Origin of the sequence: Mucilaginibacter oryzae (assembly GCF_003148845.1) — a bacterium.
GTDB classification, from domain to species: domain Bacteria; phylum Bacteroidota; class Bacteroidia; order Sphingobacteriales; family Sphingobacteriaceae; genus Mucilaginibacter; species Mucilaginibacter oryzae.
Genome location: NZ_QGHA01000005.1, coordinates 264,510 through 287,285, shown reverse-complemented (window position 1 = coordinate 287,285; position 22,776 = coordinate 264,510). Strand labels below are relative to the sequence as shown.

At 42.9% G+C, this 22,776-nt stretch carries 17 protein-coding genes; 13 read left to right on the top strand and 4 right to left on the bottom strand.

The genetic code is table 11. From position 1 onward, the window contains the following. Positions 1-104: 104 nt before the first annotated feature. Complete coding sequence (locus tag LX99_RS15275) at positions 105-2,969, bottom strand: AAA domain-containing protein (protein WP_109608667.1); 2,865 nt, start codon at positions 2,967-2,969, stop codon at positions 105-107. Between the two features lie 201 nt (positions 2,970-3,170). Beyond that, positions 3,171-4,412: a tyrosine-type recombinase/integrase gene (locus LX99_RS15270; protein ID WP_109608666.1), complete on the bottom strand. Its 1,242-nt coding sequence runs from the start codon at positions 4,410-4,412 to the stop codon at positions 3,171-3,173. Positions 4,413-4,684: 272 nt separating this feature from the next. Between LX99_RS15270 and LX99_RS26100 the strand changes: the two genes are divergently transcribed. The 13 genes from LX99_RS26100 to mobC all read left to right on the top strand — a co-directional run bounded on the left by LX99_RS26100 (position 4,685) and on the right by mobC (position 18,598). Further along, a complete protein-coding gene (locus LX99_RS26100; RefSeq protein ID WP_245927935.1) occupies positions 4,685-5,020 on the top strand; it encodes an AAA family ATPase in 336 nt (111 codons plus the stop codon). 17 nt (positions 5,021-5,037) lie between these two features. Further along, the gene (locus LX99_RS15265; RefSeq protein WP_245927934.1) at positions 5,038-5,847 is read left to right on the top strand and encodes an ATP-binding protein; all 810 of its coding nucleotides are present in this window, start codon (positions 5,038-5,040) and stop codon (positions 5,845-5,847) included. Between the two features lie 823 nt (positions 5,848-6,670). Continuing rightward, positions 6,671-7,960 carry a site-specific integrase gene (locus LX99_RS15260; protein WP_109608665.1) on the top strand — a complete coding sequence of 430 codons (1,290 nt, stop codon included), beginning with the start codon at positions 6,671-6,673 and terminating at the stop codon, positions 7,958-7,960. Further along, on the top strand, positions 7,957-8,997 hold the full coding sequence (locus tag LX99_RS15255) for a PDDEXK nuclease domain-containing protein (protein ID WP_109608664.1): 1,041 nt from the start codon (positions 7,957-7,959) through the stop codon (positions 8,995-8,997). The genes LX99_RS15260 and LX99_RS15255 overlap by 4 nt, the downstream gene beginning before the upstream one ends. A 503-nt stretch (positions 8,998-9,500) precedes the next feature. Further along, positions 9,501-12,788 (top strand): ABC transporter permease, encoded by a 3,288-nt coding sequence (locus LX99_RS15250; protein WP_170122717.1) that lies wholly within the window; start codon positions 9,501-9,503, stop codon positions 12,786-12,788. Between the two features lie 13 nt (positions 12,789-12,801). Beyond that, positions 12,802-13,020: a helix-turn-helix domain-containing protein gene (locus LX99_RS15245; protein ID WP_109608662.1), complete on the top strand. Its 219-nt coding sequence runs from the start codon at positions 12,802-12,804 to the stop codon at positions 13,018-13,020. A gap of 155 nt (positions 13,021-13,175) precedes the next feature. Continuing rightward, positions 13,176-13,493 (top strand): helix-turn-helix domain-containing protein, encoded by a 318-nt coding sequence (locus LX99_RS15240; RefSeq protein WP_245927933.1) that lies wholly within the window; start codon positions 13,176-13,178, stop codon positions 13,491-13,493. Positions 13,494-13,544: 51 nt separating this feature from the next. Further along, positions 13,545-13,877 (top strand): hypothetical protein, encoded by a 333-nt coding sequence (locus LX99_RS15235; RefSeq protein WP_109608661.1) that lies wholly within the window; start codon positions 13,545-13,547, stop codon positions 13,875-13,877. A gap of 64 nt (positions 13,878-13,941) precedes the next feature. Continuing rightward, entirely contained in the window at positions 13,942-14,490 is a 549-nt protein-coding gene (locus tag LX99_RS15230; RefSeq protein WP_109608660.1) for an AAA family ATPase, read from the top strand. 173 nt (positions 14,491-14,663) lie between these two features. Next, the gene (locus LX99_RS15225; RefSeq protein WP_109608659.1) at positions 14,664-14,942 is read left to right on the top strand and encodes a hypothetical protein; all 279 of its coding nucleotides are present in this window, start codon (positions 14,664-14,666) and stop codon (positions 14,940-14,942) included. 146 nt (positions 14,943-15,088) lie between these two features. Beyond that, positions 15,089-15,499: a plasmid mobilization protein gene (locus LX99_RS15220; protein WP_109608658.1), complete on the top strand. Its 411-nt coding sequence runs from the start codon at positions 15,089-15,091 to the stop codon at positions 15,497-15,499. After that, a complete protein-coding gene (locus LX99_RS15215) occupies positions 15,466-16,686 on the top strand; it encodes a relaxase/mobilization nuclease domain-containing protein (protein ID WP_109608657.1) in 1,221 nt (406 codons plus the stop codon). Before LX99_RS15220 ends, LX99_RS15215 begins: the two co-directional genes overlap by 34 nt. A gap of 4 nt (positions 16,687-16,690) precedes the next feature. Then, entirely contained in the window at positions 16,691-18,598 is a 1,908-nt protein-coding gene (gene mobC / locus LX99_RS15210; RefSeq protein ID WP_109608656.1) for a conjugal transfer protein MobC, read from the top strand. A gap of 599 nt (positions 18,599-19,197) precedes the next feature. Here mobC and LX99_RS15205 read toward each other — a convergent pair. Both LX99_RS15205 and LX99_RS15200 read right to left on the bottom strand, forming a co-directional pair. After that, positions 19,198-20,877: a carboxypeptidase-like regulatory domain-containing protein gene (locus LX99_RS15205; RefSeq protein WP_109608655.1), complete on the bottom strand. Its 1,680-nt coding sequence runs from the start codon at positions 20,875-20,877 to the stop codon at positions 19,198-19,200. A 367-nt stretch (positions 20,878-21,244) separates the two neighbouring features. Further along, positions 21,245-22,750: a M1 family aminopeptidase gene (locus LX99_RS15200; RefSeq protein WP_109608654.1), complete on the bottom strand. Its 1,506-nt coding sequence runs from the start codon at positions 22,748-22,750 to the stop codon at positions 21,245-21,247. Positions 22,751-22,776 lie beyond the last annotated feature (26 nt).

Here is a 22,776-nt window from a genome sequence, read left to right as displayed (position 1 = left end):
TTGAAAACTATCAGAGCAAGCAGATTTTTAAATTATTTGCACAGTAAAAATAATATAAAAATCATCGGTGGTATTATGATAGATCCTGCTATCTACCTTTAGAGTCATTGATGTGATGTGCTAATGTGTCTGAAAAGTTGCATGGATGGACTCTGGCCTGAGCGCCGGAATATCTCCGGGGCACCAAACAGGATAAATGTCTCTTTCGCACGAGAAACCGCAACGTTCAGCATGTTCGGCCCGGCATCAAAGAAGTAACTTTTTGCCTGGTCGTTTGCGCCGTAGGTCGCCGAAAAAAGTACGACCGGCCGTTCCGCACCCTGTAAAGCATGAACGGTGCCGATGGTCAGGCCACTCATGTTGATCCCGGCTTTGCGAAGTGTGTTACGCAGCGTGAACTTCTGCCCGGTAAAAGGTGTCACGATGGCCAAAATATCTTTTAGCGGTATGTGGTAATGCTTGATCAAAGCTTCCTGATGAGCCGCTATCCATTGGGCAATGGCCTGGGCTTCTTCTTGATTTGCCCGGCTGGTACCGCTGGTCCTGGAATCGCCTTTAACGGAAACAAATTGCAATGGCGGCAGCAGTCCGCCTTTTGCCGGTCCTTTCATAGGTTCCAGCAAGCCATCGTAAGCCAGATTATTACAGTAGCTGATAATCTCGTCAAAACAGCGGCGGTGCTCGGTGAGCAGCATGCCGCGTGCCTGCTTCGGATACAGGTGATAATAAGAGGTCTTTTGTGCCAGCCGCATGATACTGCCCGAACTGCACAAAAAGCCTTTACCATACAAGTCTTCAATAGCGGCCTGATCGTTCAAATTGTTAATTACTCCATAGCGGTGTAAATTAGCCTGATCTACTTTTTTAGGCACATTCCATACCGGCTCTATCTGCAAAATATCTCCAACTACCAAAGCCTTTTTGGCCAGCGCAAAGCTTGCCGCGCCGATCTCTGGTGATACCTGACCGGCCTCATCGACAATAAGCAGGTCTATAAAATCCAATAGCGGCGGCGTTTCCCAGGTGTTTTGCCCCGGCGCGACCTGGATAAATTTGGAATAACTAAAGAATCTTGGCGCCATGTAAAAAGTCGATACCAAACATGGGGTGAGCATGGCAAAACGCTGCCAGCGTTCTTTTGCAGCACCCTCGCCATTGCGGCTCAGCCGGTCTTCCTGCAAAGCCGAACGGGTGGCGATCAACCAGCGCCCTTCCCAATAATGCACCGCGGTATAGAACAGATCATATTTGAGACCCATTTCCAATTGCTCATAAAAAGCCGGTTCATCAGGTTCATGCTTAACATTGGCTTTACGCTGCCAGTCCTGCCAGTTCTTTTGCACTTTTTTAAGCTGCTCGATCAACCCAATCTTCTGGTCGAAGAACTGCTGTATGGATCTGACCTGGTAAAAGTCTACCTTACTGTAATCAGTGGGGCAATCACGAAATAACTGTTTAGCGCGCGTGGCACGTTTTTCTTTTACGAAATTCAGAAAGGAAAATAGTTTCAGCCATATCGATTCCGCGTCCAGATAATTGCTGAAACTGATCTCTAATTCTTTGATCGCTTGCTCCAACTCGCTCAAACTATGGCTGCTCAATTCGGGTAGTTGGGCAGTCAGTTGCTGGTAACTTTGCCAGCTATTGATGCCGGCTGTAAGTAACTGGTGACCTGCTTTTAGTTGCTGTTGTAAATTATGAATGATTGTTTTAACCGTACTGCCGGGGTGTCCGCTTCTGGCGATGAAATAAGCCTCGGCTTGAATTAAATAGCTTTCATTTTCCTTTTCAGTATGTGCACCACTTAACCGGCCCTGTACTCGCTTGATCACCGGAATATGCGGTTGCACTTCGCGATTCGCTCCTGGCAGGTACAGGCCAAAGCCGCCCAAATCAGGTAACCAGCGTTCATAAAGCACTCCTTTCTTTTGTTTGACGTTCGAAAAACTGTCGATGATATTTGTTACGGCCTGGTTATTGGCAGAGCAAGCCAGGATTACCGGGGGATCGCCGCCTGCAATGGCTTTTTTTACAACTTCTGTCGCTACCACGCTTTGCAGCAGTGTCGTTTTGCCTGTACCCGGCGGCCCATTGATCGCTAAAATGTCTCCATGCCCAAGCGTGGCGTAATGATACAAACTGGTACGCTGCGACTTCGATAAGGGAAATTCGTAAGCCATCTGGCCAAGATGCGCTGCTGCCCCTTTTTCAAATACCGATCCTGAAAGCAAGGGTTTTAGGGGTATTTCCTGGCGTTCCGCAAGCGCATTAAGCGTAGACGGGATCTTTTTCTGCTGAATGATAGCATCATATAAACCGATGATGCCATCGGCCGGCCCAGTTAAGGTGTCATTGATCACCAGGGTATATTCCATCGTCACCGCAAAGTTTTCCGGCGAATAGGTATCCGGTTCCTGGCTGGTGATCGCTTTGAACATGGAAAGGATATAATCCAGGTAATTTTTCCAGCCCGGCTGCCCGTTGAACGGACGGCCGAAGGCTTCGTCTACACGGTCAACATCCGAGAATACAAAGTTGACCTCCTGGTTGACCTGCGGTTCTAAATAAGCTCTGGGTATATATGGAAAAGTATCTTCATCAGGTTTAAGTTGACCTTGTCTGGTCAGTAACGCCCGTATCCAGAAAGGAAAAAATATACCTGTTTCTCCCGTCAACTTAGCGTATTCAGGTAGGGGACTTACGCGAAAAGGAGCGATGAACACCGGCGCTTCTTCAACCTTTTCCCAAGCGGGGTCTTTAAGATCAAGCCTGCCTTTATCTTCGTTCATTCGTTTTTCAAAGGCATCCAATAAGACTAAGGTTTGTTTCAGATCGACCACACCCATTGCTATATCGATTTTAGCATTTCGCTGGTTCAGGGTCTTATCCACCTCAATCACAACTCGCGCCGCATCTGCCAGCGTATTTCGCCAATAGCGAAGCATATTCAGTTGTGGATTTTTTGACATGGTAGCGGCTAATTTACGAAATGCTCATCAGGCATAGAAAGGCAAAGTCAATCATTGATCAATTTCTTCGACGGATATTGCTGGTTAAGGCCTGGACTAGTCTATCATCTTATATACAGAACAAGCAGAAAATACAAGAGCAACTACCGAGTAATCCTCGATAGTTGTAATAAATACAATAGTGTTTTTGAGAATAAACTATCATTTTAATAACCGTAGAACCTTTCTCTGAACTTTATCAACAATAGTCCAGTCCTTGTCTAAATATATATCAATCAATTTATGTGCTTGATCAACGTGATTTAACGCCAGACTAACATCGTCTTTTGATAATTTACAGTTATTTCGTGCAGTATTAGCAAAGGTATGGCGGGCGTAATAAAAAGTAACATTCTTGATTCCCGTAATCAGGCGCAATTGCTTCATCCCATCATTTATGGCAGCATCGAGCCCCACATAAGTTTTATATCTGTAAGATAACCGTCCGAGATACTTTTTAAGTAATGGGCGAGACTTCTTGGTTATTTTAATGCTGATAAATGCATCGTCTTTCCTTTTGCCCTTTGTTTTCGACCGATTATAATTTATTCTGCCATTATCAATATTTTCCACAGTGCAATTGTATAAGTCAACGGCGTTTATCCCACATAAATAGAAAGAGAGCATAAAAAGCTCCTTTGCTAATTCAGCCCTGCTACCTGGTTTGGTTTCACAATCCCTTATACATTTTATTTCGTCAATAGAGAGGTTTCGCTTTTTAGTGAGAGGCGCCGAGCCAACTTTATATTTTTTAAAAGGCTTGTGTTCTATCTGATATAGGCCGATATCTTCATTGTTATAAAAGGCACATGCTGCATTGAACAAAGTTCTAAGATCGCGCATGTGATTATGCAAGCCGCTATCAGATAATCCTTTCTTTTTAATAATACAGCTTTTACCAACCTTGTTAATCCTTTTCATTGTTCGTCCCGAACGCAAGTAATCCTCGTATTTTAATAGCATATTCGAGTTTATATCAATTATCGGAACAAAGTCACTCTTGAAATAATCAACTAAACTGTTTCTTACAGTACGATGGTTATTAGCGGTTCCGATTCTATTACCATTTCTTAACTTAAGAATGTGATCATCACAGAATTTAATAAAATTGATATTGGTGCTATTGGCTTTTAAAAGATTCTTAAGTTCCTCACATGATAAGGTAAACAGGCCATTTCCAAGTTTGCTTATAGTTTGACGATATGTATCTAATGTTTTGTTTAGTGCGCCATTAACAATATCATCTGTGATATTGAGTCCTTCGTCGATTTGGCGCTTAGATACGTAATGCTGAGTGTTAATGAATGTTCTCTTACGCTTATGCGACAGTCGGATTTTTACGTTATACGTTCCATCCTTTTTTTCATAATGATTGTAGATTACTGCTGATACAGTTGTGGGCATATGTTATTTAAGTTTTTAGCCCACAAAGTTTATAAAGATTGGCCTTACTTAGCTAAGTACTAGATAAAACTTAATAATCTGGTTAAATAACGGACGAACTGTCATGCAAAACTTAATCTCTGAAAATTTAAAATCTGAAATAAACCATTTACATATCTATCAGATTTTTCGAAAGTACAATTTTATGCAAATTGTAAATTTATGTTATGTGTTTTGTCAATTATAGTCATGCAAATTGTAAATAGTTGATGATTTTTCGTATTTTTATATCCATGAGCAAATTTATTCAGCGACAAATAGCACCTATAATTGACGCACAAAAGAGCAAATTTCCGGTATTGGCGCTTACTGGGCCGCGGCAATCAGGGAAGACAACTTTATTAAAGGAACTTTTCAGCGACTATCGTTACGTAAGTTTAGAAAATCCCAATACTCGTTCTTTTGCCTTGGAAGACCCCATCGGCTTTTTGAATCAATACGATCAGAAGGTTATCTTAGATGAAGTACAACGCGTTCCAGAGTTGTTTTCGTACATACAGGGTCGGGTGGATGAATCTAAATTAATGGGCAATATATTTTATCAGGCTCTCAGAATTTTCATTTGTTAAATAGCATTACCCAAACATTGGCGGGCAGGGTTGCCTTGTTTAAGTTATTGCCTTTAGACTTTACCGAATTAAAGCGGTCTGACCTGTTAGCGAACTCTTATACACAAGCCGGTGTCAAAGGATTTTATCCCGCAATATTTGACAGAAATATTGATCCGGCTATCTTTTATGCCAATTACATTCAGACCTATATAGAAAAAGATGCAACAGAATTAATGAATATCAGAGACCTGAAATTGTTTCGTACTTTTTTAAGTCTATGTGCAGGCAGGGCTGGTCAATTACTTAATTTTAGCGCTTTAGCTAATGAATGCGATATATCCCATAATACAGCCAAGGCCTGGTTGTCGATACTCGAAAGCAGCTACATCGTATTCCTTTTACAACCGTATCACCAAAATTTTAACAAGCGGCTAATAAAAAGCCCGAAGTTATATTTTTATGATACGGGGCTGTTAACTCATTTGCTTGGTATAAGGGCAGCCGGAGAATTAGAAGAGAACAGACTGAAAGGTAACATTTTCGAAAATATGATACTGGCGGAGTACCAAAAGCAAAATCAACATCAATATCTTCACCAGGACCATTATTTCTGGCAGGACAGTAATGCACATGAGGTTGATTTGCTTATGAAAAAGGGACAGGGCTTTTCCATTTTCGAGATCAAGGCGACTCAAACAATAAGTACAAGCTTATTTAAAGAAATGGACAAGTTTGAAGAAATTGCCACTCCCGCACCGGTGAATAAGACACTTATTTATGGTGGTGCTGAAAATGAAAGAAGAACCAAATATAATGTCGTTAGCTGGAAGAATGTTTCTGATTAGCGATATTATAACGGTACCAAAAATCAGGTACTGGCAGTCAGTAATGAAAAAATGTTCGTGTGCTAAAAGTGTCTCCTATCAAATCTATGTTTTACCATTGAACACTTTTCCTAGTTGTGGACTACCTGGTTTTAACTAGGTTATTATAATTTATATCACGCCAAAACTCGTTATAAACTCCAAAAGGAATTCGAATTCGTATTATTTAACAATTAAATTAAGTAATGTCTAACAGCGTCGGTAGTTTAAATTTAATAATAAGCAGCAATAGATGCAGCCATTTGTATATGCTTAAAATAAAGATTTGTGTTTAATTATTTTCCAGCATTAACAATCTATCTCCCAATAGGACAGATAGTTGGCTAATTAAAAAAAGGAGTTGTTAAAAAAGGTCTTCTACTCTATAAAAATATAGATATTTAATTAATTGATTATCAATAAGTTAAGTCAAAATATTACTAAAGACTCATAATCTTTTGGTCCCTGGTTCGAGCCCAGGTGGGCGCACGAAATGTGATTTTTTAGAATCACAAAACCCTCTAAATCGCTGATTTAGAGGGTTTTTTATTTTATTCCAGTCTATATCAATCCTTACGAATACACGCTTTGGGACACCAATCCGGCGACCTGAAATTAGTCTTTACATTTAGGTCGCTCAAACGAGCTAATGGATTGTAGTACAGTATTTTAAGTGAGTTTAAAAAGATCCGAAAGGACTCAAAAGTACTGGAATTCTTATTTCCTGTGGCGACCTGCGAGCGACCTGAAAAATGACGATTTCAGGCGGTAATTAATCATTTATTCATTTAAAAACTGTTTAAAGATGAAAACATCGCAGTCATTTGGTGTGCATTTCACCATCAAAAAAGAAAAAGCTAAGGACGGAGTGACCAATGTTTACGCCGCCGTCGTGATCAACAAAGAAAAGGTGCTCTTCGCCCTAAAGCATTATGTAAAGGTCGACAACTGGGACAAGGGACGTGGCGGTTTGAAGGTCAAAGTTCCCGAAGCCAAAGAGACCAACGCCTACCTGGAGCAGGTCAAATTTACGATCACTACGTATTACCAGCAGTTACAGATCGCCGGTAAAGAAGTCACTGCTCAATTACTGAAAGCCATGTTTCTCGGTGAGCAAACCGAGGAGACTCACTCCCTGAGTAGTTTGATGGATTACCACAACGAAGTGGCATCTGCCGCGTTGACCTGGAGCACCCTTAAACACTATGCGGTAACCCGGCGCTACCTGGAAAAATTTCTCAGGGAAAAACGTAATACGACGGACATCCGCATCAATGATATCGATTATAAGTTTATCATTGATTTTGAGACATTCCTCCGTAACCACCAGCCAAAAGACCATCAAAAGCCGCTTAACAATAACGGCGTGATGAAACACCTGATCAGGTTGCGTAAGATGACGACACTCGCACTTAAGCTTACCTGGATCAATAAAGACCCTTTCAAAAATTATAAGTTCCGGTATAAAAAAGTAGAAACAGCCTTCCTCACAAACGCTGAACTCACCGCGATAAATGACCATGAGTTCGGTGCTGAAAGCCTGAATATGATCAAAGACTTCTTCTTCTTTGCCTGTTACACCGGCCTTTCTTTTGTAGACCTGATGAACCTCTCGCCAAACAATGTAGTTACCGGGGAGGACAGCGGTAAATGGCTCAAACTCTTCCGTCAGAAAAGCAACGAGCCAACAAATATCCCGTTGCTTGAACCTGCGCTCAAAATTATGGCCAAGTATACAGATAATCCTCGTGCCCTGGCTGGAGGAACGGTATTCCCTAACATCAGTAATCAAAAAGTGAACAGCTATCTGAAAGAGATCGCCAAAATGGTCGGGGTGAAAAAGAAACTGACCTTCGGAGTAGCAAGGCATACATTCGCCACTACAATCACACTTTCCAATAATGTACCGATCGAGACGGTCAGCAAGATGATGGGTCACACCAAAATTGCGACCACACAAATATATGCGCGTGTATTATTGAAAAAGATCAGCGAGGATATGAATGTGCTGCGGGAGAAACTGGAACCCCAAGTACCTAAAGCCAAAGCCGGACCCAAGGACATTACGAAACCTTCAAAACGTGTAACACGATGAGGCTTGATCAATCAGATCAGCTTTTTCAGTCGGTCCAGGAACTGATCGAAAAAGCCCGGCAAAGTATTGTCAGGAAGGTTAACTCAACCATGGTCACCACTTATTTTCAAATAGGCAGGATGATCGTCGAAGATGAACAAGGTGGTTCCTCTTATGCGGAATACGGTACTGGTACGATGATCAGATTGAGTCAGCACCTGACGACCGTATTTGGACGGGGTTATTCGGTAGACAACCTCCAGTCCATGCGCATGTTTTATGTGGTCTACAGGAATTACGAGACGGTGTCTCGTAATTCTGATGGACGTGATCTAAATTCCGAGACACTGTCTCGGAATTCGCCAACCGGACTGAATTTAAGTTGGTCGCATTATGTTACTTTATTAAAGATCAAAGACGACCAGGAACGAAAGTTTTATGAACTGGAAGCAACGAGCGCCAACTGGTTAGTGAGAGAACTGCAAAGACAGATCAATTCTTCCTATTATGAACGCTTATCGCTAAGCCGTGACAAAGATGGCGTCCGTAAGTTAGCCGAACAGGGCCAATTGATAGAAAGGCCGACCGACATTTTGAAAGGTCCGGTCGTTCTGGAATTCCTGAGCCTGAAAGAAGATCACCGCTATACGGAGAACGACCTCGAAACAGCCATTATTAATAAGCTTGAACAATTCATGATGGAATTGGGTAAAGGCTTTTTATTTGAAGGCCGTCAACGCCGGATCAGTCTGGAAGGCGATCATTACTGGGTCGATCTTACCTTTTATAACCGTTTGCTGAAATGCTTTGTATTGATCGACCTGAAGATCGGTAAACTGACGCATCAGGATATCGGCCAAATGCAGATGTATGTCAATTACTATGATCGTAAGATCAAACACGAAGATGAACGGCCTACTATTGGTATTATACTTTGCAAAGAAGATAACAGATCGGTCGTCGAATTCACGTTACCGCTTGATAACGAGCAGATCTTTAGTAACGAGTACAAACTCTATCTGCCCAGCAAGGAGGAATTAAAACAACAATTATTATGAAAGAACAATAAATGTCCGATCAGATCGGTGCGCAAATTCGGGAGGCGCGTTCAGCGCAAAATATGACCCGGCAGCAATTAGCTGATAAATGACAGTATCTAAGATTTTGGCGGTTCACCAAGCATTGGCCAGTCTAAAAAATAAAATGGGAAGGTAGCCCATACGGGCTTGTCACATTTAAGACAATCCTGCGTCTTTTACTAAAACATCTGAGTTCATGATGCTGAATTATACTGTTTGAACTGTTTCTTATTCCTGCTTTGCAAAAAGTATATTTCCGCCGACAATTCTTGCGGAAAGGCCATTTGCGAAAAACTGAACTCAGTTCTTAATATCTTGAAACAGCAATTGAAATGTTAATGCATGTGGATAACCATCTTTTGAATATAGCATTCTTTGACTTGGTTTCACTGGCAACTTTGTTTTCCGGGTTGACGTTGTCCCTGCTTTTAGGGTTCACAAAAAAGAAAGGCCATATAGCAAATATATTTTTAAGTCTCGCTTTGACCGTAGCTGTATTGAAAACAGGTGGGCTGGTTTCGTTTTTCTCTCCGGCCCTGGGACCCTTATTATATTTCTATGTAAGACAACGCCTCACCCCGGACAGGCGTTTTCGCTGGAAGGATGTGCTGCATTTTGGGCTTTTACCTGCGGCTAACTGGACGCCGGTATGGTTGATCCCGGGGTCGGTGATGTTTTATTTATACTTGTCCTATCAGCTGATACAGGCTTACTACGGTCAGCTACAGCCTGTGCTGATGGACCGGCAGCGCTTTGCCTTCAGAGGGGTGAGAAAAGGCTTGGCATTGCTCGGCTTTGTCTGCGTGTTCTGGCTGTTTAACGACATTTACGCTTTTGCCATTGTTTTTGTACTGATGGGAATGGTTGTGCAAGTGCTACTGCAACCGGATGTTGTTATTCCATTGTCAGTACCCATGTTAGACAAGTCTGATGCCAGGGAAAAAGGCCGGCGCTTAAGAGAGGTGGTGGCAGCGAACCGGCTTTTCGACGATTCTGAACTGACATTAACATCACTTGCTGTTAAATTAGGGATACATCCTCATGATCTGTCCAAGACCATCAACCTGGGACTTGAAAAGAATTTCAGCGATTTTATTAACGAATTCCGGGTACGGGACGTTGTCCGTAAAATGCGCGATCCTGCCAATGACCGGCTTACGTTATTGGGAATCGCTTATGCGTCAGGCTTCAACTCTGAAAGAACTTTCCACCGTGCTTTCAAGGAGCTGACCGGCAAAACCCCTTTGGAATACAAAAATAGCCTGAGAAAAGAACTGCCAATTGATAAGTTGGCAACCCAACCACGAATACAGCCGGTAATATTGTTTTCAGAAAGCCCGTTAAAGTGGGCCAAGGAACAAATAAATCGCAATTACATGTTCAGAAATTATTTTAAAACCGCGTTCAGATACCTGCTGCAGAACAAGGTCTACTCGTTCATCAATATCGCAGGTTTAAGTTTTGGGCTGGCCTGTGCCATGCTGATCCTGCTGTATGTGCAGGATGAAGTGAGCTATGACCGTTTTCATGCAAACGTCAGCCTTATCTTCCGCGTCGACAAGCAGACCACAAAAGGCGATGGTAGTGTTTCCAACGGCAGCTATACGGGCTATTTCCCCGGGCCGCGCTTTGCCGCCAACATTCCGGAAATACAAAACTTTGTGCGCTTTCAACCGGCGCAGGCAGATCTTAGGAAAGGGGCCGACATCCGGTCCGAGGCGGTATGCCTGGCCGATACGAATTTCTTTTCGGTTTTTAATTTCCCGTTCGTCAGCGGCAATGCCCGAACCGCTTTAACGGAACCCAATTCGGTAGTGCTCAGCGAAGAAACGGCAAAGAAGTATTTTGGGAGTCTGAATGCAGTGGGAAAAACTATTTCCATCAGGCAGGACAGCAGTTTTAAGCCCTATGTGGTCACTGCGGTCGCGCGGAACTGTCCGCAAAACTCTTCTATCAAATTCCGTGTCTTGCTGCCACTCCGTGTTTCGGCCACTAATGAAGGTAATAATGGCAACTGGTTCAATTCTTTTCTCAGCACCTTCGTGGTGCTTTCGCCTGGTGCAGACATCAAAGCCGTTCAAAAAAAGATGAACCGGGTATTTGAATCCGACGCCGGTAAAGCAATCAGCGAGATCAAAAGCAAATATGGCGTAAAAAATATCGGCATTTCTTATCTTCTGGAACCGCTTACTGCTATCCATTTAGGCAGATTGGTGCCGGATGAGAATGAGATACTGAGCGACAAAAGCAATCCTGAATTTTCTTATATCCTCTCGGCCATCGCCATTTTCGTATTGCTGATCGCCTGCATCAATTTCGTCAACCTGACGGTGGCACGCTCCGTCAAACGGGCTAAAGAGATCGGGATACGCAAGGTCATTGGCGGCACCAGCACACAATTGCGTATCCAGTTCTTAAGTGAGTCGCTGATCCTTTGCCTGATGGCTTTTGCACTGGCGTTGGCTATCGTGGTGGCGGTATTGCCGGTATTTAACCAGTTGGCCAATAAGGCGCTTTCATTAGCCTACCTGCTTAAATTCAGACTGATCATAGCTTATATCATGCTTTTTCTGATCACGGGTTTACTGGCCGGGTTTTACCCTTCTATGGTGTTGTCCGGCTATCACCCGGCAGAGGCCCTATACAGCCGTTTTAACCTGGCCGGTAAAAATTATTTGCAGAAAATATTAGTGGTGTTCCAGTTCGCGCTGGCGTCTTTTTTAATTATTGGCGCTATGACCATTTATTTACAGTTCAGCTACCTCACTACGCAAAACCTGGGCTATGATGATACGAACCTGATTACCGTAAATAAATATCCGTTGAGCCGTAGTGAAGCTGCTTTGTTTAAAGAGGAACTCTTGAAAATTCCAACGGTCACCGGTGTCGCGGCAAAGAACGGCGGCGAGAATAACAACACCGTAGAAGTAAATGGCGACCAGCAGATAAACATATCCGTAGAGAACATTGATGCTTCCTATCTGACACTATTACACATACCGGTGACAGCAGGCCGGGATTTTTCTGTGGCTTATTCCGGGGATGCGGCACGGTCGGCGTTGGTGAATGAAGCGTTCGTACAGGAAGCCCGCTGGAAGCAGCCCATCGGCGAGCAGATCAAAACGTTTGACGGAAAAACCTACATGGTTGCGGGTGTAGTAAAAAATTACCATTACCGGCCGGTAACCGAAAAGGTAAGCCCCCAGCTTTTTACGATGGATATGGCAACCCGCTATGGCCTGCTGTACATTAAGATCAGGCCCGGAACCGAAACGGCAAGCCTGCAAGGCATCGCCCAAACATTTAAGCGCCTGTTCCCCCTGAGCCCGTTCATTTACGCTTTTAAACAGGAAGAGAACGAACAAAGTTATGCGACCGAAGCCCGGTGGAAACAAATCATCCTGTTCAGCGCCGTACTGACCATTTTTATCTCCTGTATCGGCTTGTTCGGCTTATCGGTTCTGGCCGTTGAAAAACGCGTCAAAGAGATTGGCGTGCGTAAGGTGCTCGGCGCCTCGGTCAGCCGGATCGTAACCATGCTATCGGCGGGTTTCTTAAAGCTGATCTTTATTTCACTGGCCGTATCAGTTCCCTTTGCGTGGATCGCTACCAACCGGTGGCTGCAGCATTACCCTTACCGGATAGCGCTTAGCTGGTGGTTATTTCTTTCCGGCAGCTTGCTGGTGATCGGCATTGCCTTCGTCACTATCAGTTTTCAATCCATCAAAGCAGCGATCGCTAACCCGGTCAGGAGTTTGAGAAGCGAATGATCGAACAATTATTATGAAAGAACAACAAATGTCCGATCAGATCGGTGCGCAAATTCGGGAGGCGCGTTCAGCGCAAAATATGACCCGACAGCAATTAGCTGATAAATGCGGGATCTCACCAGCCCGAGTAGCCAAAGCCGAAAATTATAGTCGTAATGTTTCTATCGGCACGCTTCAGGTGATCATAGAGAAAGGCCTGGGCCTGAAATTTGAGATCAGTTTCGAATTTTAATAATAAGGGGTCGCAAATTGTGACCCCTTATTATTTTTCGATCCGATAAAATACATTACAGTTCTTTTTGATCAAAAGATAACACCACCCTTTCCAAAGTTGTCATTTTCTAATTTTTCTGCTTTCGAATTTTGAAGTCCTTAAAATTCAAAGTTATGGACAAAGCAATTGAACAGAGATCAAGAATGGGGATGGTTCCGACGCGGAACCAGCTATTAACCCTGGGTGACCTGGAGAATTTCAAAAACGACATACTTCAGGAAGTTAAACATATCGTTAAAGAATGCGCCAGCGGATTTCCCGGAAAAAAATGGCTCAAGTCCGCTGAAGTTAAAAAGCTGCTGGGCATATCTCACGGCTTTTTGCAATCACTAAGAGATAGCGGGGTTCTACCTTTCACCAAGATCGGAGGTGCTATCTACTACGATTACGACGACATCACTTCCATGATGTCCGCCAACAAAAGCGCCTGATGTTTAACCGGCCGGGCCTTCCGACTCGCGTCCGGCCAATATTTTATTCTTATGTTCTTCCCAACACCCAAACGCAAAGCCAGGCGGGCGCCTGCGGAGCGCCGGAAACCCGAACAGATTTCGCAAAAAGGATTCGGTACGGAGATGCCGCCTCAAAAGATATTAGTAGAAATCTATTTTGACCAAAAAGGGCTTGCCGCGCAAGCGAGCGTATTTTACAGTTTCTACGAAAAAGCCAACTGGAGTAGTTCCAAAGGCACGCCCTACCGTAACTGGAAACTGTTAGCCGGGGAATGGATCTTCAATTATAAGCAGGAACAGAAACTCAGAAAACGGCAGCGGGAAAATGCGCTGCTATCATCCTTGTCAACCATAAAAGTGTAAAAATCATGGCAAAGATCATCACCATTGCCCACAGAAAGGTGGCGTAGGCAAAAGTACCTTAGCGATCAACCTGGCATTATGCTTCCGGGACCAGTTATCGGTAGCCCTTGTCGATACTGACCTCCAGGGCAGCCTTTATCACATCCGTGAAGATTTTCCGGATATGGTAATCATCGGGGCGGACAAACTTGAAGATATCCAAAAGCTGTCTTATGACCTGATCATCGTAGATACGCCGCCTTATCTTTCCAACCGTTTACCGGAATTGTTCCGCTATTCAGATTTTATCCTGGTTCCGACCAAAGCCGGCTTTTTCGATGTGATGGCCATTCGCTCAACCCTGGCATTGATCAGGGAGGCTCAGAAGCTATCGCCACATGTGAAAGCGGGTATTGTATTTAATATGGTCAAACCGCGATCCGGCATTACCCGAGAAGTCGCTGAATTGCTGCAAAGCATGGGCATGCCGTTGCTGAATACCAGGGTGCATGACCGGGTAAGCATTGCGCGCTCGTCGATGACCGCAGGCATTCTTAATAGTAGCGACAGCCGGGCAAAAGAAGAGATCATGGCATTAACGGAAGAGGTCGTCGAACGCATCAGCGCTGAATAGCATGATAGCTTTTTATTTCAGTAGTAAACTAGCATCATCGCATTATACCATGATAGCTACGTAGCAAAATAACATCATAGCAACTACCCGATAGCATTGTAGCATGATAGCAAAATAGCACAGCCTGATAGCAAAAGTAGCGTGATAGCAGGTCCTGTTAATTTGATAGTAAAATGGAAAATTATAAAAACAAACTCGGCAACCTCGCCGACAGATTAAAAAAAGAACAGCCAAAGACACCCATCCAGGAAGTGCTGCCGGTAAAAACGGAAACGGTTCCCCGAGAGCCCGAAGTTCAGTTCAACAACCGGATACCTAAAAGCCTTTTAAAGCGGCTTAAAACGTTTGGACTGGAGTGTGATGAATCCCTTAAAGATATCAATATCCAGGCGCTTGAGCTTTATCTCAACCATAAGGCAAAGCTGACTGAAACAACAAAAAATGCCGATTAAAACATGGATAGCAGGATCAGACCGCCCGCTTCGCAGCAGTCAGCAAGATGTACAATTGTGTCACAATTGAATCTTGCCCCGCCCTCCAAAGTCGGTCGCGGTCCAGGCAAAAATCCTCCGAAATCGGATTTTTAAAGCAGATAACAATGGCTAAACAGGAAGATAAACGGATACGGTGGAAGAATCTCCGGTTTACACCGGAGGAATATCAACTGCTGGAAAAACGCTTCAGTAAGACCAACTTCCGCAAGTTGAGCGAATACATGCGCAGCGTGCTTTTGGAAAAGCCGGTGACGGTCAATTACCGTGACCAAGCGATGGATGATGTGCTGGAAGAAATGGTTCTGCTCAGGCAGGAACTGAATGCGATCGGCAACAATTTAAACCAGGCTATGCGCTGTATCAACAGCGCTCACGGTAATGCAGACACCCGCTTATGGATGAATCTGATGAGCGTGATCAATAGTAAACTCGAACCGTCCATTGCCCAGATCAAAGAACGGATGAATCAATACGCAGATGTATGGTCGCAAAAATTAAGAGCGGCAAGAGCCTGATCGGCGCGCTCAACTACAATGAAAACAAAGTAAAGCAAGGTAAGGCCATGCTGATAGCCGCAGTGAAATATCCCAAAGACAAAGAGTTGTTATCTTTTAATGATAAGCTTTTCAGGCTGACCGATCTGGCGGCCATGAACCAGCGGGCTAAAACGAATACGGTTCATATTTCCCTGAATTTTCCAAATGGTGAAAAATTAGCCGACGAAAAGTTAAACGAGATCGTAAAAGATTATCTGACCGGCATCGGTTTTGCGACACAGCCTTATCTGGTCTATCGTCACGAGGATGCCGGACATCCGCATTGCCATATCGTGACCACCAATATCAAACGTGACGGTGAGCGCATCAATCTGCATTACCTCGGCCAGAACGAATCGGAAAAAACACGTAAGGTGATCGAAATTAAATATGGCCTGATCAAAGCTGAAGAACAATCGCCACAAAAACCAGATCTGAAAGCAGATATGACCGTAGCAGCATATGGCAAGGCTGAAACCAAGCGCGCCATCTCCAATATCCTGAGTTTTGCATTGAGGGCTTACAAATTCACCAGTGTTCCGGAACTCAACGCCGTTTTACAACAATATCATATCCAGGCTGACCGGGGTGCTAAAGATTCCCGCATGTATAACCGTGAAGGATTGATTTACTGGGTACTGGATCAGCAGGGCAACAAAGTTGGGGTACCGATCAAGGCCTGCACCATCTATGGCAAACCGACATTGAAAAGCCTGGAAGAAAAGTTCAGGCTCAACACACAATTACGGAAGCCCTTTAAAGACGGACTTATAAAAATATTGGACCAGGTATTGACAAAGCCGCAAACCAAAACCAGCTTTCAGAGAGAACTATTAAAGAATGACATACAGGTAATCCTTCGCCAGAATGATTTTGGGCGCGTTTACGGCGTGACTTTCATCGATCAGAAAAACAAGATAGTATTTAACGGCAGTGATCTGGGCAAAGCCTATAGCGCTAACCAGCTTAGCGCCAGTTTGTTGCCCGATTTGCGCGGCAAAGTCAGCAGGCAGCAGCAAAGCGATGATGAAACTGCAGGCACCATACTGCGCCAAACAGCCGCCGGCGGCAATGAATTGATGGATGTCTTATTTGCGGCAGAGCGCGAAGATTTGGCCGCCCTAAATAAATTCAAACGCAAGAAACGTAAAGGCTTTAAACTCTAACAGGATGCAAACGGGAGAAAACGAACAGGCTTTGCGTAAGATCATTGATTTTACGCGGCTGCTTAGTGTGGCTATACTGATCATTCATTACTATTTATGCTTTTACCCGGCATTCCGGGAAATGAATTTGACGCATAAGGTCGTTGATCATATGGTGTTACCACTTGCTAAAATGGCGATCTTCAAAACCGTACTGGTCGCCAAGTTGAGTGTCTTGCTTTTACTGGTGGTTTCGCTGATCGGCAGCAAAGGTAAACGGGATGAAAAGATCAGGCCGAAAACCATTATCACCTATTGCTTTACAGGCTTATTGCTGTATTTCATCAGCAGTTTGTTTTTAGCACTGCCGTTGACCGTTAAAATGGTAGCTGCACTTTATATTGTGATAACGGCCTTTGGTTACCTTTTATTTATGACAGGTGGCAGCCTGCTGTTCCGAATGCTGAAGCTTAAACTGGGCAGCGATATTTTCAATAAAGAAAATGAAACCTTTCCTCAGGAAGAACGGCTGCTTGAAAATGAATACTCGATCAACCTGCCCGCCAAATACCAATTGAAAGGCAAAGAGCGGAATAGCTGGATCAATATCATCAACCCTTTTCGCGGTATGTTGGTTGGCGGCAGTCCAGGTGCCGGCAAATCCTATTTTGTGATTCGTCACATCATTACACAGCATATTGCTAAGGGCTTCAGCATGCTCATCTATGACTTTAAATACTACGATCTTTCCAGGATAGCCTATAATACGTTGCAGAAACACGGCGGACGGTCATTTTATGTGATCAATTTTGAAAATATCATGCACCGCAGTAATCCGCTGGAGCCGGAAACCATGCTGGATATCACCGATGCGATGGAATCAGCCCGCACGATCATGCTGGGGTTAAACCGGGAATGGATAAAAAAACAGGGAGATTTCTTCGTGGAGTCGCCTATAAATTTTGTTACAGCATTGATCTGGTTCCTGAAGAAATACAAGGGCGGCAAATATTGCACCCTGCCGCATGTGATCGAACTGTCATTAGTAGATTATAAGGATTGGTTCGCCGTGCTTACGACGGAACCGGAAATTGAGGTGTTGATCAACCCGTTCATTTCCGCCTGGAAGAATGAGGCCTATGAACAATTGGAGGGTCAGATCGCCAGTGCCAAGATCAGCCTGGCCCGTTTGTCTTCGCCGCAGCTTTATTATGTATTAAGCGGTAACGATTTTTCGCTGGACATCAACAATCCGAATGAACCCAAGGTGGTTTGCCTGGCAAATAATCCGCAAAAGTCGCAGGTATACGGGGCGGTACTATCCCTCTATGTAAACCGGGTCAATAAATTGGTGAACCGCAAGCAGCAGCATAAATGCAGTTTGATATTTGACGAGTTCCCCACCATTTACTTTAATGGCATTGATAACCTGATCGCTACGGCACGTTCGAATAAAGTGGCTGTAACCCTGGCGGTGCAGGATTACAGCCAATTGAAGAAAGATTATGGCCGCGAACAGGCAGAAGTAATTATGAATATTGTCGGCAACATTATCTTCGGTCAGGTTACCGGCGATACCGCAAAGCAATTATCCGAACGTTTCGGCAAGATCAATCAGCAAAAGGAAAGCGTTTCGATTAACAGTTCTGATACTTCTGTTAGTCGCTCTACACAACTTGATTATGCTGTCCCTGCTTCCAAAATTGCCGGGTTATCATCAGGCGAATTTGTCGGTATGGTGGCTGACGACCCGACCAATAAGATTGACCTCAAAACGTTTCATTGTCAAATACAGAACGATCATGAAGCTATCCGGGAGGAGGAATTGGCCTATCAGGATATACCCAGTGCAAGAGTAATTAATCTAAATCAGGTGATGATGAATTATCAACGTATTAAAGAGGATATCCGAATGATCAAGGAAGCCTTTTAGGATGATAATCCATTACAAAAAATGCTTCACGACTTTGACGAAGGATTTATTATGATAAAATTCCAGGTAATTCGCGTGCACTTGATAGTGTGGGCATTTCTGAGGGTATTACGCCGATAGCTGCCAGTGTAAACGGGGTTATCCTTACTAATAATTTTTTAACTGATAAGCCAACTATATATTTAATAAGACTTTTCAAGTGATGAAGGTTTACAATCATTCGGAGATCAACGGAAATTATTGCGGTTCTTTAAGCAGAATAATAGAATCATCTTGAACAAGCACTGATCAGGCAAGCAATGCAAAAAAGCGAGGGATGACCGTTTAAATCCGAACTTTTCAAAAAGAGGGGTGCATTGTTTTAAGTGAATTATTTATGTCGAAGGTTAAGTATGAAGCCAATAGGATCAGTCATCTCATAAGTGTACAACAGGGTGTTCCAAAAATGAAAAATTGTCCGACGACAATAGCTTTTTAAATAAAATATTGCTTTAGAAATTTGGATGAAGTATTCATTGTAAAGACTCATAGCTAATTCCACTATCAAAAACAGTAAGTTTAATACTTAGAAGACATTCTCTCTATTTTCCTACCTAGGTTTAACGTTTAATAAGTATGCCTATCGCTGGCTTAAAGTTGGTTGGCTGGAGGTAATTGTTACTCTTTAATGAAAAATTACTTTTTCCGGCTTCTGCGAAAAGATAAACATGGTGTGTCAGTTCGAACGCGCCTTTCAGACCATAGACAAAATAGTTTGCATGGTCTTTAAGATTTTGTCTTTTTTCATTGACACTTAAAAGATCATATCCTGCAAATGGTGATAAGGTTAGTGAATGCCCTTCGGAAATAACTTCGATATCGTACGATAAATGGAATGCATACAACGATAGAACGGTTCGATCTGTCCCGGTATTTCCGGAGCCTTCGAAATCAAAAAACAGGCCTTTATAAACTCTGAAATAGGTTCCTATTTGAAAGCCGTAGGCTACAAATTGTGATTTTCCTGATATGGATTCACTTAATTTCAGCGGGAATTTCATAAAGGAAAGGGTGTACCTGAAGTTATCCTGAGTGAAGTAGTTCAGCCAGTTGCTGCCTTTTTTGTTATTGACTACGTTTTTAATGCGAACGGTTTCTAGCTGGGGAATCTTGACCAGTTCAGGATATCGTTCGGTCTGTTGCAAAGCATAATCAATTTCCAGGAGTTTCGAAGGATCCCCGGGCTTGCTGATCAACTGCGTCACATCCTCCTCTTGCACTATATCACGATAGAAAAAAGGACTTATGCCAATAGTATCAACTTTAGTTGTGTAATAAGCTGCTATAGTTGTCGGACTTTCCTGCTTATAAATCGTATTGCCTTTCATAAAAGACTCTTGGAGGTACCATTTGCCGTTGATTTGCCCGTAACGCACATGATACAGAAGCTTTGACTTGGGCAGCGTTCCGTACCTTGTAAGATTGTAATAACTGATATCCGCACCTGCAATTGCATAAGTGGCCGTATCGATGAAAAGTGTTCCGCCAGTAGCCTTTTGTGTACTGGTTGAATCATTCCGCGAAAAATTGATTACAAAGGAAGGCCTGTGATGGTATATGGTCTTACCCATCATTTGAAATCGATAATCCTTTATCTTTCTTTTATTAATAAAGGGTTCATTGTTATGAACGATGTTTGCATGAACAGGTGACAGGTAGCCGCCAATCCATTTAATAAAAACCAGAGACTTATCGGAAATGGTATCAATCCGGTTCTGGATGACCCTAACCATGTACGACTTTTTATTATGTACGGACGGTGTGTAGAGCTGAATGATCGCATCACTATTAAAATAGTCTGAAGCGTTTCTCAAATACTGCAGCCGGATAAAACCTGTCAATTGCGAAGGCTTGTCGGGATAATTTTGGGGTATTGCGTCAATAGCCCGCGTCAGAATGTTCAGTCCGGAGCCCCATACTTTAACCTCCGCTAACTCCGTATATTTCGCCTGGAGCTCAGCGTGGTAAGTATTGGTGCTGGTGGAATACGGGATCATCAATTTTTGATACCCGATATGCGTCATTGTAACGCCAAACCGTTTTAAAACATCAGATTGTGCCGTCAGGCTAAAACAGCCCAGCGAATCGGTGACTGTACCGTTACTGCCCGAATATACGGTAACACCTGCCAGATATCGCTTCGAATCAGCATCCGTTACTTTTCCGTAAACGGTCACTTGTTGCGCATAAGTTAGCAAGGACGAAAAGAACAGAAAAATGGATAAGGCGAAACGAATCATGGATGTCTTAATTTTATATAAATAAGATGTTACTTACAATTAACAAAATCTTCAAGGCCACTAACTGTACATGAAACTGCTACTGTAAAGCAAAATGCTAATTCTTCTTTTTACTTGAAAGATAATAAAGAATACAGTTTTTTCTGTCATTCTTAAAGTCAACCATAACTTTCTTTTCCCGATGTTAAGTATTTTGCCGCCTATTGTTGATAATAACATAGTAATTCTGTTCTAAAGTGAAATTAATTTATTGATCTGAAAGCTTTAAAGCATCAGTTCAAACGGCTTGGATAAGACTTGATGATCAGCATCACCTTGATCAACTCGAACTTTCTCTGGTCGTAATCGTGATCCGAAGAACTAGTTCTTAGAGTACCTGACTTAATGGGATTCGCTGAGTTAAAGTAATAAAAGGTATACCGTCCTTAAAATTGATTTGATAAGCATCAATCAGCCTGGCAGAATGAAAATCAAGCAATTGCCCGTTTTGCATATATCGGCTTACTTCCTCTTCAACTTTAGATTTCGGCAGGAATGATGATGATGCTTCGGTAAAATCGTTAATGGTTATATCTGTTGAAAGCGTATTTCGTTTAGCGAGCAATCTTAACAAGAAATCCCTGAGCGTATATTTTCCAGCAGAATTTATCCTGATTTGATTATCCAGGTAAAAGGCATAGATGAATCCTTTTTGATAAGGCAAACGTTCATAATTGCCATTTTTCCAAAAATATTTGGTGATGGAGTCGGCTTTTGCCTCTCGTACCGGATTTTGGTAGAAGGCCGAAAGTGTTTTATTAACATAATCTGCAAATTGTTCAGCGCTAAGCATTCCCGTCTTTGCCAAAATGTAGGTGTCAACGTAATCATTGAAACCTTCTTCAAACCAGGCATATTCCATTCCCGTACCCTGAATTGTCAATTTATTACCTATCCACCGGTGTGATATTTCATGAGCTATGGTTTCCATCTTTACTGTGTCATACCTTCCATTATACCTCATAGAAAATCCGTTATATAAGCCTACACCGGTGTGGCTGTCTTTACCACTGTTCAGGAATGGCAACACACTTAAAAAGTAATAACCCCGCTCTTTGTCGTTCCAGAAGTCGGCTATTGCCGGCAAAAACTGCTGAAAAAACGGTTTCAGGCACTTTTGCATATCATTGGTCGTATCCCGGCCGGATGTTACGGCATAGTATATTTTTTCACCAATAGGATAAGTGGTCGTTTGAAGTTTATTTTCGATGGCTATATAAACTTTATCCCAGTCGGCAATTTTTAATTTAACGTTGTTGACTGGCTCGCTCGCCGGTGCGGCAGATGAGAAATAACGGGTTTTCGAAGGCAGCCTGGTCCATCGGTATACAATATTTTTAAAAACAGAGGAATCAGCTTTCAGAAATATATTAAAACTTAACGAGTAAAAGCATCCCTTCGCAATCTGTGGTCTGAACTGTTCATTGGCATTATTATGCTTAGCCGGTGAAGTCAGGGAGCCATCAATTGTATAATGCAAATGTTTTTTCCCGGAGTCTTTATGCGATATGATAATCTCTCGTTTATTGGTATCTATCCTGATAAGGTCATCCTCTGTGCTTCCGGTGATCTTTAATGAATGGAAAATATTAACCTGATTTCCCATTTCCGGCATACCGTAAAAGAAATGCGTTGGCGTGTTTTTCAACCCGTAGTAATCTAAATTCACTTCCAAAACAGATGATTTTCCATCCCATGAAAATTGGTAATAAAGCGATCGGTCTGTTTGTGTCTCCTGTGCGGCTAACGGTGATGTTAAGCTGAAAAGAAAAAGAAAAACTATGCCTGGTTTAAAGATAAGATGAAAGGTTTTTTCCCAATTTAATTGCATCATTGCTCCCGCGTAATAAAATGAAGACC

Coding starts and splice junctions, on each gene's coding strand:
- LX99_RS15255 (WP_109608664.1), top strand. CDS start 7,957: ATGAGGCTTGATCAATCAGATCAGCTTTTTCAGTCGGTCCAGGAACTG.
- LX99_RS15270 (WP_109608666.1), bottom strand. CDS start 4,412: ATGCCCACAACTGTATCAGCAGTAATCTACAATCATTATGAAAAAAAG.
- LX99_RS15275 (WP_109608667.1), bottom strand. CDS start 2,969: ATGTCAAAAAATCCACAACTGAATATGCTTCGCTATTGGCGAAATACG.
- LX99_RS15240 (WP_245927933.1), top strand. CDS start 13,176: ATGGACAAAGCAATTGAACAGAGATCAAGAATGGGGATGGTTCCGACG.
- LX99_RS15215 (WP_109608657.1), top strand. CDS start 15,466: ATGGTCGCAAAAATTAAGAGCGGCAAGAGCCTGATCGGCGCGCTCAAC.
- LX99_RS15235 (WP_109608661.1), top strand. CDS start 13,545: ATGTTCTTCCCAACACCCAAACGCAAAGCCAGGCGGGCGCCTGCGGAG.
- LX99_RS15200 (WP_109608654.1), bottom strand. CDS start 22,750: ATGATGCAATTAAATTGGGAAAAAACCTTTCATCTTATCTTTAAACCA.
- mobC (WP_109608656.1), top strand. CDS start 16,691: ATGCAAACGGGAGAAAACGAACAGGCTTTGCGTAAGATCATTGATTTT.
- LX99_RS15205 (WP_109608655.1), bottom strand. CDS start 20,877: ATGATTCGTTTCGCCTTATCCATTTTTCTGTTCTTTTCGTCCTTGCTA.
- LX99_RS26100 (WP_245927935.1), top strand. CDS start 4,685: ATGAGCAAATTTATTCAGCGACAAATAGCACCTATAATTGACGCACAA.
- LX99_RS15245 (WP_109608662.1), top strand. CDS start 12,802: ATGAAAGAACAACAAATGTCCGATCAGATCGGTGCGCAAATTCGGGAG.
- LX99_RS15260 (WP_109608665.1), top strand. CDS start 6,671: ATGAAAACATCGCAGTCATTTGGTGTGCATTTCACCATCAAAAAAGAA.
- LX99_RS15225 (WP_109608659.1), top strand. CDS start 14,664: ATGGAAAATTATAAAAACAAACTCGGCAACCTCGCCGACAGATTAAAA.
- LX99_RS15220 (WP_109608658.1), top strand. CDS start 15,089: ATGGCTAAACAGGAAGATAAACGGATACGGTGGAAGAATCTCCGGTTT.